Raw genomic sequence first — 17,175 nt, forward strand, 5'->3', positions numbered from 1 at the left:
ATCAGGTATCGATTTTGGAACGATCAAAGTCGTCCGCATTATCAACAATAAACTGCTTGCGCGGAGGAACATCATCGCCCATCAGCAAATCGAATACTTCACTCGCTTGCTGAGCATCTTCCATACGAATCCTTCGAAGCATACGAGTTCTAGGATCCATGGTTGTATCTGCAAGCTGATCCGCATCCATCTCACCCAAGCCCTTATATCGCTGAATATCACTGTTAAAATCAATGCCCTTAGCTTGCAAATCGTTGAGCTTTCCAGCCAATTCATCGTCGGAATACGTGTAAATATACTCGCCCTTGCGCTTTCCAGTGAGTGCAATTCTGTGAAGCGGAGGCACTGCAGCATACACATGACCATGCTCAATAAGCGGACGCATATAACGATAGAACAACGTTAGCAGCAAAATACGAATGTGCGCGCCGTCAACATCTGCATCGGTCATCATAACAATCTTGTTATAACGCGCTTGCGAAATATCGAAACTTGCGCCAGATCCTGCTCCAACAACCTGAATAATTGCAGCGCACTCTTTATTGGAAAGCATTTGCGCAAGACTTGCTTTTTGCACGTTCAAAATCTTACCGCGAATAGGAAGAAGCGCTTGGAAAGCAGAATTTCGAGCAGCTTTTGCAGTACCAAGTGCAGAATCACCCTCGACGATGAAGAGTTCTGCAACATCGTCGTTTCCAGGCTGGCAGTCAGAAAGTTTTGGCGGCATAGAAGCAGACTCAAGAGCGTTCTTTCTGCGAGTAACTTCCTTAGTTTTACGCGCCTGAATACGCGCATGCATTTCGGAAACTATTTTTTCCAAAACTCTAGCAGACTGCTCTTTGAATCCTCGCTTAGATCCGCTAATCATCTCTCCAAATTGAGAGTCCGTCATTTTTGTAACAATCGGCTTAACTTGAGCAGTCCCAAGAACATCCTTAGTTTGACCTTGGAATTGAGGTTCAGCAATGCGAACAGTTATAACAGCAACAAGACCTGCCATAATGTCATCGCGTTCAATTTTCGTATTAGCATCTTTAAGATTTACTTTTAGCTTGCGCGCGTTATCCTCAACTGCTTTTCGTATTTGCTTAGTAATACCCTGCAAGAAGCCATCTACATGCATACCTCCGCCTGGAGTTTCAACCACGTTTACGAAACTAATAATGTTAGAATCGTAACCGTTTACCCAGCGCAAAGCAATATCCACTCCACATGTACGAGTCACTTGCTGAGCATGTAATTCACCCGAAGCATCAACCGCTTGAGTTTCTTCAACGTATGTATCTTCGCCAGAAATACGCCAGATGTCAGAAACAGCTTCACCCTTTGAAAGAAAATCAACGAAATCTTTGACGCCACCATTATGCAAAAATTCAACAACACGAGGATGATGTTTATTTTGCATTGAGTTAGCAGATGCAACATTTATAACAGATTGTGCAGCTGATGCTTCAGATTCAGCATTTTCAGTCGCGATATCCTCAATCTCATCTTCTACTTCACTGTCAGAATCACTATAAGTCTCATCATCAGATTCTAATTCAGTCTTTAAGTCAGCCTCAGATTTTTCACTATTTTCATAGCTGTTATCAATAAGATTACCTGATATAACATTGTCTTCCGGCGTATCAATTTCTTCAATATTAGATAATTCACCTTCAGGCACATGCTCGTCAATAACAGTAATTTTTAAGCCTGGAACCAGGAAACTTGTTTGACGAACGCGAGCAATAAGCTGCTCGTAACTAAAATGCGCAGTTGTATTGAAAATTTCTGGATCAGCCCAATACCGTACGCGCGTACCTGTAGTTTTTGGAGAAACCGTGCCAATAATTTCCAGCTCAGTAGGCTTATTCTTACGCGTGCGCTTAAAAGGTGATGCTGGAGACGGATGCAATGGATCCACGTCAGTATATACACCAGGGTGTCCTTGATGGAATGCCATATGATGCGTTTTACCATCTCTGTCAACTTCAACATCCAAGCGTAAACTTAAAGCGTTTACAACAGAGGAACCAACACCATGCAAACCGCCAGCAGCATTATAAGAAGCGTTACCAAACTTAGCTCCAGCGTGAAGCTTAGTTAAAACAACTTCGACGCCAGTAAGTTTCGTCTTAGGCTCAACGTCTACTGGTATACCACGACCGTTATCTGCAACTTCAATAGAACCATCATCGTGAAGAGTAACAATAATATGGTCACAGGCACCAGCTAAAGCCTCGTCAACCGCATTATCAATAATCTCCCAAAGGCAATGCATCAAACCTTGACTGTCAGTAGTGCCAATATACATTCCAGGACGCTTACGCACAGCATCCAAGCCCTCTAACACAGTCAAACTATCAGCATCATACTGTTCTTGCTCTTTATGAGAGACCACTTCTACCCCTTGTAGCAAACTTCTGAGAACATGCAACAAGTGCCGCACTACTACCAGCAATAATACGACACTTTTTTAAGTACGCTAATATTGTGCAATCACTGATCTAAGAAGTCACGTAACGTTTGCGAACGTGAAGGATGACGTAATTTAGACATGGTTTTTGACTCAATTTGACGAATACGTTCACGAGTAACACCGTAAACGCGGCCAATATCGTCTAAAGTCTTTGGCTGACCATCTTCCAAGCCATAGCGCATCTTAATAACTCCAGCCTCTCTAGGGGCCAAAGTTTCCAAAACTTGCCTAAACTGTTCTTGAAGGAGCGAGAACGCAACAGCATCAGATGGTGCAATTGCATCGGTATCTTCAATTAAATCACCAAATTCAGAGTCACCATCTTCACCAAGTGGCGTATGCAAAGAAATAGGTTCACGGCCATACTTTTGCACTTCCTGCACTTTTTCTACAGGCATATCAAGTTCGCGAGCAAGCTCATCTGGCGTAGGTTCACGACCTAAATCTTGAAGCATCTGGCGCTGAACCCTAGAAAGCTTATTAATTACTTCAACCATATGCACTGGAACTCGAATTGTACGAGCCTGATCTGCCATAGCACGAGTAATAGCCTGACGAATCCACCAAGTTGCGTAGGTCGAGAACTTAAAGCCCTTCTTCCAATCGAACTTTTCAACTGCACGAATTAAACCAAGGTTACCTTCCTGAATCAAATCAAGGAAAAGCATGCCTCTACCCGTGTAACGCTTAGCAAGAGAAACAACAAGACGCAAGTTTGCTTCAAGAAGATGATCTTTAGCTTTCTTTCCATCTGCTGCAGCCCACTTAAGCTCACGCTTACGCTTAAACTCCATTTGGTCAATTTGTGTATCAAGCAAATGCTGAGCATACAAGCCAGCCTCAATGCGCTCAGACAAATCAACTTCCTGCTCTGCGTTTAACAAGCTTACGCGGCCTATCTGCTTCAAATAATCCTTCACAGGATCAGCAGTAGCACCAGTAGCAATAACGCGTCGCTTTGGGTTGCCAGATGGAGTCAGATTATCGTCGTCGTCATCATCGCGAACAATAAAAGCGCCTTTAGCTTGTGGAACTTGAGGAACATCATGCTTATGCTCATCATGCTCATCAATATCGTCAAGATCATCTGGTTCATCATCAAGATCGGCAACATCATCATCAACAACATCACTAAGATCATCAACGTCAGTAATATCTTCTGGCTGAATATCTTCCAAATCATCCAAATTCATTTGCTCGTCTTCATCGTCAAGATGAGCATCATCTAATGAATCATCGTCGAAAGATAATGACGTGCGAGATTGCGCAACCATGTTATCTTTCTGCTCATCTTGTTCAACCTCTGATGACTTAGTTTCAGTATCAATCTGATTTTCTTCTTTTTTCAAACGAGAACTACGCGTCTTGCTAGCAGGTGACGAAGCTCGAGTTGCACCCTTCTTAGTTGTAGCTGTTTTACGAGTTTTTACAGGTTTCTTATTTTCTTGTGCTTCATGCTGATCGACAAATGATTCAACTTCGCTCGTCAAACTGTTTCCTCCTGTAGTATCCCCTTGTGGCGCAAATAGGCATAGTTCACGCAAGGGCAAGTCTTACCTTAAGTAGTAAACCATTTAAGCAAGACGATTATTCCCTCTTCCTATTTTGCGGCGTGGCGTAACACTCACACCATGCAGGTTCAAGGTGATGTTCATCGGCGCCAAGAACAATTTTTGCCATAGAACAATCAGGATCAATACTTAATGCACGATGAGTATAATGCTGTACATCTCCCAAATGGAACCACCAACTAATATAAGCTAATAACGCGTAAATTTGCACAGTCAACTCTGGGATACTGTGTGTCACAAGTGCCATAGCTTGCAATACTTTGCAAGCATGTACTGCCCGTGATACATCTGGTTTTTTAGTTGTCTGAGCAAACTTAGCTTCCAAACAATGCCTTAAATTACGAGATATTTCTGGAGTATGTGGACAAAATGCAAAATCTACCAAGGTTTTTTCATCATACCATTCTTGGTTTTCATCCAAAATAGTAATAAGCATCGCGTCTCGCACATTGATGTTATGCAACATAGCCATAGGCAATGCTATGAAATCAGAACCAAGAAGATTCCCATCGTTTGAGAACATGTTGTACCAACGTCCAAGAGCTGTAATAGCAAGATTATTAATAGTGCATTGCTTACCATATTCAGTAACATGTTCAAGAAAACCATCAGCTGCCACAGGAACCCAATATTGTAAGCCTTCAATCCATTGTTCATGACGACTACAATGAAGACCTATATACTCTTTGGGGAATGTCATAAAATAACAACATTCTTTTGAGGGATATATCTTCCCCTTAATATCCGAGATTTCTTTCCCCGCAAACCCATTAAAATCTTCTAAACCAACAAAATCTAAACAACCATTAAAAGAATGAGCACTTTCTCCATAAATTTTCATAAGACCCTGAATATCAAAATCATCGACACATTTATGTGGTACTTGATCTTTTACATCAACATTTGCTATTGCCATATCAATTTCCTCCCTATAGACATGCTTATAAGTTGCATCAAGCAGGTAACTTGATGATGCTAGTTTCTCAAGATGCACATAAGCATGCAATAGAAAAAGATTCCTGCGGTGAAAAGGTCGCAAAATGTATGAATCACTGCGTTTTGTAATGTTCAGCCCTGTGGATAACTTTCATATTATGAGCACATTCGTAGATAGCAGTTGCACTCTCAAAGATATTGAATTACGCATTGCGTCTTTAATTTCTCAACAATTTCAAACGCACGTAAACATAAATAACCATCTTTCTTCAACATGTGCACATACGCTACAACAAGTCATACGGCAGGCTATTGTCTCAAGCGAAGGCGGCAAACGGCTCCGAGCATTACTCATGCTCGCAGCATTCCAATCGCTAGCTGATGGAAATACCATTCAAAAAAATCAGGAACAAGCAATATTTGATATTGCGTGTGCTTTGGAAATATTCCAAACCGCAGCATTAATTCATGATGACATTATTGATGAATCTGCTTTGCGACGCGGTAAGCCGAGCGCACACTATGCTTTAAGCAGTGCATGCAGTAATCGACACATTGGAACTGGTCTTGGTCTTATGCTCGGAGACTTGCTCGCTACGGAAAGTTTTGATATTACTCGCGGAGCTGCGAAGCATTTTGCTTATGATGAGGAGTTATTAGCAGCTTTCGCATCTATGCAACGTAACGTTGGCATTGGTCAAGTGTTAGATTTATCGATTGAAATGATGCAATTGGATGATCCCGTAAAACTTGCTGAATCTTCCTTAAATGTGTTCCGTTGGAAAACAGCAAGTTATACTACTATTGCTCCGCTTACGCTTGGTCTTCTTGCAGCATCCATGGAACCACATGAAGCATATCAACTTGCTCACAATATTGGCGATCCTCTTGGTATTGCTTTTCAGCTTGCAGACGATTTGCTCGATATTGTTTCCGACAGTAAGCACACTGGTAAACCTATTGGCGGCGATATTCGTGAAGGCAAACGTGCAGTACTACTTGCCGACGCACTACAGCACAGTAACAAGCATGAACAAGATATACTACTAGAGGCTTATACCAGCGACAGTCGCAGCGAAGATGACGTACAACGTATTATACAGATTTACCATACTTCTGGAGCAATTGAACGTTCTCAACAACGCATTATGAATCTTTGGAAACAATCACAAAATGCTATTGATGCTAGTTCACTAAACAGCAATGGGAAAACTATTTTACATACTATAAGCCAACGCTTTATACCTGAAGCATGGCGTAATGTACAATAGAATATGAAAGAGCGCTCAAAAACTATCTTTCTTTGTTATGTTGCTTGTACACTCATAAGCGGCAAGTAGGGTTTTACGCGTGTAAGGATTGTGACAATGGATGAAGCTACACAGGTGCAGCTAGGCATGTGCATTGAAAATCGCTATCGCATTGTGCGCAAAATAGCTCAAGGCGGTATGGCAACTGTCTATCAAGCGCAAGATGAGCGTCTTAATCGTACTGTAGCTATTAAAATCATGCATACTCAGCTCGCTCAAGGAGTGCACCGCGAACAGTTCGTTGCAAGATTCCGCCAAGAAGCAACTTCTGCCGCAGCAATAGCTAACCCCCATATTGTGCAGGTTTATGATACGGGCGAATATGAAGGTCTTGATTACCTTGTGATGGAGTATGTTCATGGCGTTAATTTGCGTTACGAAATGAATATGCAAGGTACATTTAGTGTACGCGATACGTTGCGTTTATTAGCGGAAACATTAGATGGGCTTGCTTCGGCGCATCAAGCTGGCGTTGTACACCGCGATATTAAGCCGGAAAATATTTTAATTAATGACCGCGGTCATGTGCAAATTACTGATTTTGGTTTAGCTCGCGCAATTTCTCAAGCAACACTTTCGTCTACAGGATTACTGCTTGGAACTGCAGCATATCTTGCTCCTGAACTCATTGAGCATAATCTAGCAACGCCGCAAGGTGACTTGTACTCTGCCGGCATGATGTCTTGGGAAATGTTAGCAGGAAAAGTACCTTTTGTAGCCGATAATCCAGTAACGCTTGTTTTTAAGCATGTGCATGAAAATACTCCTTCGATAAGTACAGCTTGCCCAGGTATCAACGAAAAAGTAGCGCAATTTATAGCAAAACTTACTGCACGCAATATGAATGAGCGTCCGCAGAATGCAAGCGAAGCGTTGACACAATTACGTGCTCTTTCAATGCAATTAAGCACTGAAGACTGGCAGTACAAGTTAGACGAACAACATAACGATCAGAATATATTTAGTGAAACTCCACTCAATAATTTGCGCGCACCATCCGCACTAAATTATGACAAGCAGGAGAACGCTACACATGATGCAGATATGACACAAGCAATACATACTGCACCTGACTATGCTACACAACATAATACTGATTTTGTAGATGAATCTTTTCACGATGAAACTCTTGCGATACCCCATGTTGAAAATGTGAGTACATTAAAAGAAACAGCTAACAATAGGATTTCTGATAATGAAACTCGTAACGACAGCATGAACAATACTGTTTTATTAAATGACGATTTTGCTGTTGATACGCTTCAACAAAAAACACAAGCTATGCCATGGTCTCCTGTAGATCCAAAGAGCGCCGTTAATGACACCCAAGATAATCCACTGTCAGAGTTTGATGATAGCAATATGCCGACAATAGCTATCAATGCGCACAATTTTAACAATAATCAGCATGATACATCATCACTAAAATCGCCTGTTTCTGATAATAAGCCAAGCAAAAAATCTTCACATTCTTCGCATAAACGAGCATTCATTATCGCAGGATGCTGCAGCTTTGGCGTATTAGCACTCGCTGCTATTGGAAGTTTCTGGTATTTACTCGGCCCTGGTAGCTATTGGTCGTTACCAAAACCTGATGATCTCCAATGCGCAAAACAACATATTTGCAAGATTACTGATGTTAATTGGAAACAATATGAACGCACACTAAAAGTAGCTGGAATTCCTTATGATGTATCACAAGACTATAGTGACACCATTCCTGCTGGTAAAATACTGACTACTGATCCAGATATTGTCGGCGGGCATATTGCTAAGCATAGCAATAACCGTCTTCATGTTGTACTATCGCTAGGTATTCGTAAAGCTACTATTCCGGACGATATTGCAGACGCAAAGACTAGTAACGGCAAAAAACCATTGCAAGCACTCCATAAAGCTGGATTCACTCATATTGTGCATCATGCATCATCAGACGTGTATTCTCTTGAAGTGCCAGCTGGTAGTGTTATTGATATTAATCCAAAGCCTGGCACTCGAATGAACCATAATGAGGAAGTGAGCATACTACTTTCTAAAGGTCCTATGCCTGTGCAAATGCCGGATATTGTTCATCGTACTAAGGCTGAAGCTGATACCGCTCTTCGAGATATTAAACTCGATGTTACCTACGATGAAGAAAATAGCGATACTGTGGAAAAAGGTAAGATTATCCGTTCGTCTGTTGACGCCGGAACCCAATTACATTGGGGAGATAGCGTGAAAGTAACTGTTTCTAAAGGACCAAAAACAGTCACTTTACCAAATGTGTGTGGGAAAAATACTACTGAAGCTCGTAAGATTCTTGAAGCTCTTGGACTGCAAGTACGAGTATCTGCACCACTCGGCGACTATATGCACGTAGTGCGCTTCCAATCTCCTGGTGCTGGCAGTGAGATACCTTTGAAGGATTCACATGGTAATCCTTCAACTATCACGCTTACTGTAATTTAATAATTCTTTTCAACAAGCTCGTGAAATACAGTGGCGGAATCATTATAGCTTCCGCCACTGTAGACTATGGAGCAACATGCATATCAATGTTACTACATGAACAACTCAAGTAGTAACCAATAGCATTATTGTGTTATGTTTAATTTTTTTGACGCTCTTGACGCATGCGTTCTTTGACAATTTGCGCATACTCATCAACGTATTCTTGACCGCTCATATGCTTAATTGCTTGGGTTACCTGATCAGTAATTTCTCGTAAACGCTCATGCGTAATTTCACTAGAATCATGAACACGCTCAACGTAAATGGGTTCTCCATAAATAGCTTGCGTTTTTCCTTTTGCTGGAATAATTTGTCCTTGAACTTGTAGCTCTCTTGTGCCAATAATAGCCACGGGAATAATTGGGCAACCAGTTTCAAGAGCAAGTCGCGCAGCGCCAGTATGACCACGATATAAACGACCATCAGGGCTTCTCGTTCCTTCGATATGAATACCAAAAAGTTGCCCTTTTTCCAATATTTCTCGAGCATGGTTCAAAGCGCCGAGTGACTTAGAACCGCCAGAACGATCTACTGGGAATACTCCAACAGAAGTAAACCACCATTTTTTAAAACGCCCTTTTAAACCTTTGCCTTCAAAATATTCTGCTTTACCCATAAAGTGAATCATTCGAGGGCATGTCAAAGGCAAAAGCGCATCATCTATAACAGCAAGATGATTTGCTGCAATAATAGCGCCACCTTCTTTAGGAATATTTTGAACACCTTGTGCTGATGGATGAATCCTCATGCGGGCAATACCCCCAAGTCCCTTCACGAAGAACCAATACAACATACGATTCCTTTCTGTAACGCCTATTTTCGCAACTTCCGCGTGCAAACTATCAGGCAGACTTGCTACAGTATAGTTCATGACTTCTTCTAAGAATACCAACGCCCCTCGCCGTGAGGACGAGCCTGCGTCGCATCAACACGAGCATCATAACATTGACGCTGATTTAGATCATGATTGGTCAGCTTTTATGTCAGAATATGCTGATGATTTAAATGATGTTTTACGCTCGCGTATTGCGAAAAGTTTTGAAAAACATGTGCAAAAAGAGTTAAAAGAGCAAGAAAAGCGCGAGACTGCTGTTAGATCAGCTTATGAACATACTAACAATGCGCCAAAAAATAATTTTTCGCTTAAAAATTTAAGCAGTCAAAAATCGTATATTATTCCTCAACGTATGCAAGATTCACATATTCAGTTCGTTACCCCTCATGGGCCGCGTGATAATATTCGCAGCAGTTGGTTGGATTTAGATAATACTATGGAAGATTATGGTGAGGATTTTGTACCACCAAATCCTCACTTTGACAATGTTTCACTCATTACAGTACTACTTTGGCTGATGTTTGTTGCTGGTATTGTTGGCGTTATTCTTTGCGCTTTCTTACCATTATTAGCGAGTATCATAGGCATCGCAAGCGGGTTACTTATTCTTCTTGGCGGTGCAGGGTTACTTATGCGACGTAAAAAACATGATCTTTACCATGAAGATTACACTGATTATGGTGATGGAGCGCGAGTATAATCGCTCTGCTATATGATTTATTTCTGTTCTATTTTTCCATAATTTTAAACAATAGAAGGCTGATACATTTCGATGCATCAGCCTTCTATTCGGTACTCTTAGCACGAAGTAGGTGTCAACAGAACTCCTCATATAAAGCTCAGCTAACACCTATTCTTATTTATTCAACTTCACTATTAGGCTCATTCTGACCATGGCAAAGCTTGTACTTTCGACCAGAACCACATGGGCACTCATCATTTTTATTCGTACCAGGGAAAGTACGACCATCAGACCATGGTGTCTTCCACTCTTCATTCTTCGGACGCATGCTTAACGGAACTTCACCTTCAGCATGGCTCAAAGGAGCAGGGCCAACAATACCTGCTGACTCTTCTTCAGCATCCACTGTGGCAGAAACTTGAGCAATATCCTCATCCATAGCAGCATCGGAATCATCAGTTGAAGCAACCTGATTAACATCCATATGGAAGAGCAACTGAACAGTTTCTTCCTTGATTGCTTCAATCATGGAATTGTACATCTGATAACCTTCACGCTGATATTCAACCAGAGGATCGCGCTGACCCATACCACGAAGGCCAATACCATCCTTCAAGTAGTCCATCTCATAAAGGTGTTCTCGCCACTTACGATCAAGCACAGCTAATACGACTCGACGTTCAATCTGACGCAATGAGTCACTTCCGATGCCAGCTTCAAGCAAACCATAAATTAACTTTGCGCTTTCAAGAATCAAATCACGCAAAGCAATAACAGCTTTCTCGCCCTTAAGATTGTCAATAGTCTTGTGAACTTCATCCCAATCAAGCGCAACTGGCATCACCATGTTAAGTGCCTTATGCAAGCCCTCCAAATCCCAGTTTGCTGGCTTATCCGAACCGTTCATTGCGCCGCGCACATAACTCTCAGCAGTATCACTCATGAACTTCAAAATATCTTCATGAATGTCTTCACCCTTAAGAACCATTTGACGTTCAGAATAAATAACAGTACGCTGCTTATTCATAACGTCGTCGTATTTCAACACATTCTTACGCATTTCAAAATTGCGCGCTTCAACAGTCTTCTGTGCTGTACGAACACCGTTAGAAACATACTTAGATTCGATTGGCTCACCTTCTGGCAATCCTTTTGCCATAACACGAGCCACAAGCTGCGTGTTAAACAAACGCATCAAATCATCTTCCAAGCTCAAATAGAAGCGAGACTCACCTGGATCGCCCTGACGTCCAGAACGACCACGCAACTGATTGTCAATACGACGTGACTCATGACGCTCAGTACCAAGCACATACAAGCCGCCGAGCATCTTTACTTCTTCATGCTCATCTTTAACTTGTTCTTTAACTTCAGCTAAGACTCCTGGCCAACGCTTCTCATACTCTTCAGGGGTATCGTCTGGAGAATATCCTTCAGCTTTCAATTTTGCATCAGCTAAGAATTCAACGTTACCGCCGAGCATAATATCAGTACCTCGACCGGCCATATTAGTAGCAACAGTCACAGCACCCTTACGACCTGCAACAGCAACCACACCAGCTTCCTTAGCGTTCTGCTTAGCGTTCAAAACTTGATGAGGAATACGAGCGACATCAAGCAATGAAGAAAGAATCTCCGAAGATTCAACAGAAGCAGTACCGAGTAATACTGGCTGACCCTTTGCGTGACGCTCAGCAACATCGCGCACGATAGCAGTAAGCTTTTCCTTCTTAGTACGGAAGATTAAATCATCCTTATCTTTACGAATAACTGGACGGTTAGAAGGAATTGGCAAAACACCAAGCTTATAAGTACCCATAAATTCTGCGGCTTCAGTTTCTGCAGTACCAGTCATACCTGCAAGCTTGTCATACATACGGAAGTAGTTTTGCAACGTAATAGTAGCAAAAGTTTGATTCTCAGCTTTTACTTCCACATTTTCCTTAGCTTCAATAGCTTGATGCAAACCTTCACTATAACGACGTCCTGGGAGCACACGACCAGTATGCTCATCAACAATTAAGACTTCACCGTTAGTAACAACATAATCACGATCAAGAAGGAAAAGTTCCTTAGCCTTCAAAGCATTGTTCAGATAGCCAATAAGAGCAGTATTTGCTGGCTCATACAAGTTATCAATGCCTAAGTAATCCTCAATTTTAGCAATACCAGCATCGAGAATACCAGCAGTCTTCCTCTTCTCGTCGATCTCATAATCAACATCACGAGTAAGCTTCAAAACCAACTTTGCGAATTCACGATACCAGTGAGTAACATCGCCTTCTGCTGGGCCAGAAATAATCAACGGTGTACGAGCCTCATCAATAAGAATGGAATCAACCTCATCGACGATGGCGTAATGATGACCTCTTTGTACGAGTTCACTCTTTTCCCAAGCCATATTATCGCGCAGATAGTCGAAACCAAACTCATTATTAGTGCCGTATGTAATATCAGCATTGTATTGCTTACGGCGTTCTGGCGACTGCTGATCAGTAATAATACATCCAACGCTCATACCAAGGAATCTATAAATACGACCCATAAGCTCGCTCTGGTAGCTGGCGAGGTAATCGTTGACTGTAACAACATGTACGCCTTTGCCTTCCAAAGCGTTCAAATAACTTGGCAAAGTCGCAACCAATGTTTTACCTTCACCAGTCTTCATTTCTGCAATATTGCCCCAATGCAACGCAGCACCACCCATAAGCTGCACATCGAAATGACGCTGGCCAAGCGTACGCTTTGAAACCTCTCGCACAGTAGCGAAAGCTTCAGGCATCAAATCATCAAGCTTTGCACCATTGTCTAAACGCTGCTTGAATTTAGCAGTTTGACCCTTCAATTCTTCATCGGAAAGCGCGGAAATTTCATCTTCCAGCGCATTCACAGCCTTGGCTACGTTCTCAAGGCGCTTTAATTGACGACCTTCACCCATACGCAAGGCTTTATCGACGATATCTACCACGTTTTGCTCCCTTAGGTCATGTCTATGACGACGGCCTAGCCAACATAGACGTAAACTGTGCCTATATTACGCGACGGCTGCGATTTTTGTAAGCACGCGAGTCTGAAATCTCAAAAACGCCCGCCTGACATTACGCCAGACGGGCATATACTTCATTCTATAACTTTAATTTTATTTACTTTTTTTGGCGACATTTTCAGGAGTATCAATCTCAAACACGCCATAACTCCAACCATGCCTACGATATACAACCGATGGTCGCATAGTTTCTTTATTGACAAACAAGAAGAAATCGTGACCAATAAGCTCCATCTCGTATAAAGCCTCATCAATACTCATTGGTTCTGCAATATGCAACTTACGGCGAATCACAATAGGCGTGTCACCAACACTTACTTCCACAGATTCACCTGGACCAAGATCTGAAGCAACAGCAGCATCGGCACTATTAGATTCAGCTTCTTCTGGTTCCTCAACAGTGGTTTCTACTTCTGGCTCCACAACACCCATATCTACCGGAACCATCTCACTATAGCCACGGCGATGATCCTTGCGGCGATCACGTGTACGACGCAAGCGAAGTGTTAACTTATCAAGTGCCATATCCAAAGCACTATATTGATCTGTGCTAGAAGCTTCTGCACGAATTACCGTACTTCCAGCAACAACCGTAATTTCAACACGTTTTGCAGTATCTGCCTGCCTTGGATTACCTTCATGCGTCAACACAATTTGCACACGTTGCGCATCAGGTGCAATGGCGGTCACACGATTCATCTTACTTTCTACAACGTCACGGAACCTTTGATTAATTTGCGTATGACGACCAGTAATGACGATTTCCATGCGAAACCTCCCCGTATAGACTCGAACTAAGTTCGATTTGTATCATCCGACTGCCACGATGCCGTCGGTAGTTCTATTATATCCGCTAAAGCAATAAGAACCTAGCAACTTATCAAATTTAAATAAAAAAATTCATATTTATTACAAAATTTTTCGCATAACAACGAATTTTTTACGAAATGAAGAATATCTGCTATAATCAGGAAGGTTGAGGTTTCACGATGACCGCGGTCACAATGTTCATTCGGAGTGACTGAGGAACTTCCGGGCTCCACAGAGCACAATGGCGGATAACGTCCGCCCAGGGCGACCTGAGAGATAGCGCAGCAGAGAATAGACCGCCTGAACGTTTCGTTCAGGTAAGGGTGAAACGGCGGTGTAAGAGACCACCGGACTTCTGGTAACAGTTAGTCGCATGGCAAGCCTCATTGGGAGCAAGGTCAAGCAGAAGACGATAAGGGTTGCTCGCCCAAGTCTTCGGGTAGACTGCTAGAGTTTGGCGGCAACGTCAAATCGAGATGGATGGTCATCCGCATGTATCCATACATGCGACAAAACCCGGGGTATGTGAAACCTCACTAACTCAACTATTTGCAATATTCGCATTAAAAATTTTGGGTGCAAATGCAAAATCTGAAAATATTGACACGCACTTTTGCAAAGGCGAATCTTCACTAATTTCAGCATTGATGTCATCTACTACCCCATATGTTTGCATCCCAGCTTGCTGCGCTGAGCGTAAAGCGACATGAGAATCTTCAAATACTGCGAAATTATTCGGAGCAATATGAAATTGACTTGCTAAATCAAGATAAATTCGTGAACTATGTTTGCCGGCTTCTGGTAAATCTTCCCCACATTGTAAAAAGTCAAAACAATCTGCAATACCAACTCTTGTTAAAGCAGGCAAACATAAACGTTGAGAAAGTGTTGTTACAAGCAGTAGCTTTACTTTGTTGGCATGCAAATAATGCACATAATCGTACGCTCCTTTTTTAAGAGGAAGCTGGTGAGCATATGCATCAAAAGCCATATCTGACCATTCTTGCATTAAAGTTTCAGGAGAATCAGTAAACCCACAATGTTCAATAACATAATCTGCGATTTGATGAGGATTCATAGCAGCAGTAGTATCTGCAAAAATTGAGGGGACACTCATGCCTCGTTTTGCAAAACTCCGTTTGTCAATATCATCCCATACGCCGAGAGAATCAAGTAACGTACCATCAAAATCAAAAATTGCTGCACGTATAGTGTCAGCATTTACCGACGCAATATTACGCAAGACCATCTAGCATCTTCCTACTGTTTGTAAGCAACTCATGCGCATGTTCTAAAGATGTTTGCGATTCACTACCAGCAAGCATTCGCGCAATCTCTTGCTCCCGAACAGCACCTTCGAGTTTGGTAACAGTTGTAGCTACGCTTTGAATGCACGCGCTATTCGCATCGATCACTTTACCCATAACTGCTTTCTTTTGAACGGCAAACTGAACATCCGCGAACGACGCAACTTGAGGCAAATGGGTAACCACAATAACCTGCGCATGTTGAGCAAGTTGAGCTAAACGTTTACCAAGTTCTACTGCAGCAACACCACCTACACCAGCATCAACTTCATCAAAAATAAATGTCATCATTGCATTGTCATGCTTACTTAACTTTGCAACCACAAGTTCCATTGCGAGCATAAGCCTACTAAGCTCGCCTCCAGAAGCACTTTTACCCATAGGTAAATCAGGAGAAGATGGGAAAGGTTGGAACAAAAACTCAACTTCGTCAAAGCCATGAGCATCAAGCCACGTAGTTTCTCCACCGCTCTCTTCACGCGAATTCACCTGAACATGTAATTGCGCTCCACTCATTGCAAGTGAAGCTAATTCTTCACTCACATCATTGCTGAGTTTTTCGCCAGCTTTTACGCGAACATCATGCAATTGTTGAGCAATCTCAAGAGCTTCAGCATAGCGTTGGTTGCAAGTTTCGCGCGCACGCTTAATAGCTTCTGGCGAATCATCCAAATCTTCAAGCTCAAATTGTGCTTTTTCTGCCCAATCAAGAACATCATCTAAAGTAGGCCCCCATCTGCGCGTCAGCTCAGTAATATCATGGATCCTAGCATTTAAAGCATCTAAGTCTTCATCACTGGAATCAATATCGAGTTGTTGCGCAAGTTGCATGACTATATCGTCAAGCTGCGCATGAATATCGTCAAGTTGTTGAGCTACTTGATTCAATGAATTATCAACTCGAATGCTTCGTAATGCTTGAGCAGCTTGATCGATAAGTCCTCTTGCATCCAAAGATGATGATGAAGCACTATAATCTAGCTGACTCATGTCAAGAGACGATAAGGCTGTGCTCACTGCGTGAATAATTTGAGCAGCGTGCTCAATACGATCTCTTCTCGAATGCAATTCTTCATCTTCATGCGGCTGTGGATTTACATCCCGTATTCGCGCCAAAGATTCTCGAAGATAATCCGCACGTTGACGTGCTGAAGATGCTTGATTTGCTAGGCGATTACACGTTTCCTGAGCGCTTATCCAAAGGCGATAAGCTTGCATATATTGTTGCAATAATTCACTATTATTTGCTACAGCATCAAGGAGCTCACGCTGTTTTACGCTTGTTGCTATACGCAACTGATCACTTTGCCCATGAATAGTAATGATATGAGAACAAATTTCTTCTAACAGTGTTTTCGGTACTGCAAATCCTGACAGCGTCGCTCTAGATCTTCCCGTTTGCGGTACTGTTCTAGCAATATACATATCTGATTTCGTGCAATCATTTTCTGAGGATTCAAGTTCGATATTAGCTTGATGAACTAGTGTTGCCACTTCACTCGATTTTGGTACGCTAAATACACCTTGAACCCATGCTTCTTTAGCGTCTGGCGATATGCGCGCAACATCTGCCTTTGCACCAGAAATAAGTTTTATAGCACTAAGAAGCATTGACTTTCCAGCACCAGTTTCGCCAGTAATCGCAGTCATATGCGCCGAAGGTGTAATAAGCGCATGCACGATTGGACCAAGATTACGTAATTCTAATTCTTCAAGCACACCAC

At 42.2% G+C, this 17,175-nt stretch carries 11 protein-coding genes and 1 other RNA gene; 4 read left to right on the plus strand and 8 right to left on the minus strand.

Going from position 1 to position 17,175, the window contains the following annotated elements:
• Position 1 precedes the first annotated feature (1 nt).
• The 3 genes from HMPREF3208_RS05185 to HMPREF3208_RS05195 form a co-directional block, all read right to left on the minus strand.
• Positions 2-2,383 (minus strand): DNA gyrase/topoisomerase IV subunit B, encoded by a 2,382-nt coding sequence (locus tag HMPREF3208_RS05185; protein WP_032818735.1) that lies wholly within the window; start codon positions 2,381-2,383, stop codon positions 2-4.
• Positions 2,384-2,481: 98 nt separating this feature from the next.
• The gene (locus HMPREF3208_RS05190; protein ID WP_064347533.1) at positions 2,482-3,951 is read right to left on the minus strand and encodes an RNA polymerase sigma factor; all 1,470 of its coding nucleotides are present in this window, start codon (positions 3,949-3,951) and stop codon (positions 2,482-2,484) included.
• A gap of 97 nt (positions 3,952-4,048) precedes the next feature.
• Positions 4,049-4,948 carry a hypothetical protein gene (locus tag HMPREF3208_RS05195; RefSeq protein WP_032814446.1) on the minus strand — a complete coding sequence of 300 codons (900 nt, stop codon included), beginning with the start codon at positions 4,946-4,948 and terminating at the stop codon, positions 4,049-4,051.
• A gap of 178 nt (positions 4,949-5,126) precedes the next feature.
• Here HMPREF3208_RS05195 and HMPREF3208_RS05200 point away from each other — a divergent pair, with 178 nt between their 5' ends.
• Positions 5,127-6,239, plus strand: coding sequence for a polyprenyl synthetase family protein (locus HMPREF3208_RS05200; protein WP_032814475.1), 1,113 nt, complete (start codon positions 5,127-5,129; stop codon positions 6,237-6,239).
• 96 nt (positions 6,240-6,335) lie between these two features.
• On the plus strand, positions 6,336-8,729 hold the full coding sequence (locus HMPREF3208_RS05205; RefSeq protein WP_064347534.1) for a protein kinase domain-containing protein: 2,394 nt from the start codon (positions 6,336-6,338) through the stop codon (positions 8,727-8,729).
• A 139-nt stretch (positions 8,730-8,868) separates the two neighbouring features.
• On the opposite strand, the gene HMPREF3208_RS05210 is transcribed toward HMPREF3208_RS05205, so the two are convergent.
• Positions 8,869-9,564 carry a lysophospholipid acyltransferase family protein gene (locus HMPREF3208_RS05210; protein WP_064347595.1) on the minus strand — a complete coding sequence of 232 codons (696 nt, stop codon included), beginning with the start codon at positions 9,562-9,564 and terminating at the stop codon, positions 8,869-8,871.
• 76 nt (positions 9,565-9,640) lie between these two features.
• On the opposite strand from HMPREF3208_RS05210, the gene HMPREF3208_RS05215 reads away from it, so the two are divergent.
• Positions 9,641-10,306 carry a hypothetical protein gene (locus HMPREF3208_RS05215; RefSeq protein ID WP_016637291.1) on the plus strand — a complete coding sequence of 222 codons (666 nt, stop codon included), beginning with the start codon at positions 9,641-9,643 and terminating at the stop codon, positions 10,304-10,306.
• A 160-nt stretch (positions 10,307-10,466) separates the two neighbouring features.
• Here the strand turns inward: HMPREF3208_RS05215 and secA are convergent, their stop codons facing one another.
• On the minus strand, positions 10,467-13,256 hold the full coding sequence (gene secA / locus HMPREF3208_RS05220; RefSeq protein WP_016637289.1) for a preprotein translocase subunit SecA: 2,790 nt from the start codon (positions 13,254-13,256) through the stop codon (positions 10,467-10,469).
• Positions 13,257-13,427: 171 nt separating this feature from the next.
• Entirely contained in the window at positions 13,428-14,102 is a 675-nt protein-coding gene (hpf, locus tag HMPREF3208_RS05225) for a ribosome hibernation-promoting factor, HPF/YfiA family (RefSeq protein ID WP_064347536.1), read from the minus strand.
• Between the two features lie 209 nt (positions 14,103-14,311).
• Between hpf and rnpB the strand changes: the two genes are divergently transcribed.
• Positions 14,312-14,684, plus strand: an RNA gene (gene rnpB / locus HMPREF3208_RS05230) — RNase P RNA component class A.
• 1 nt (position 14,685) lies between these two features.
• Here rnpB and HMPREF3208_RS05235 read toward each other — a convergent pair.
• Both HMPREF3208_RS05235 and recN read right to left on the minus strand, forming a co-directional pair.
• Positions 14,686-15,393: an HAD family hydrolase gene (locus tag HMPREF3208_RS05235; protein WP_064347538.1), complete on the minus strand. Its 708-nt coding sequence runs from the start codon at positions 15,391-15,393 to the stop codon at positions 14,686-14,688.
• The gene (gene recN / locus HMPREF3208_RS05240) at positions 15,380-17,170 is read right to left on the minus strand and encodes a DNA repair protein RecN (RefSeq protein WP_064347541.1); all 1,791 of its coding nucleotides are present in this window, start codon (positions 17,168-17,170) and stop codon (positions 15,380-15,382) included. The genes HMPREF3208_RS05235 and recN overlap by 14 nt, the downstream gene beginning before the upstream one ends.
• Between the last annotated feature and the right edge of the window lie 5 nt (positions 17,171-17,175).

The sequence above is a fragment of the Gardnerella vaginalis genome (assembly GCF_001546485.1).
In the GTDB taxonomy this organism is placed as follows: domain Bacteria; phylum Actinomycetota; class Actinomycetes; order Actinomycetales; family Bifidobacteriaceae; genus Bifidobacterium; species Bifidobacterium vaginale_D.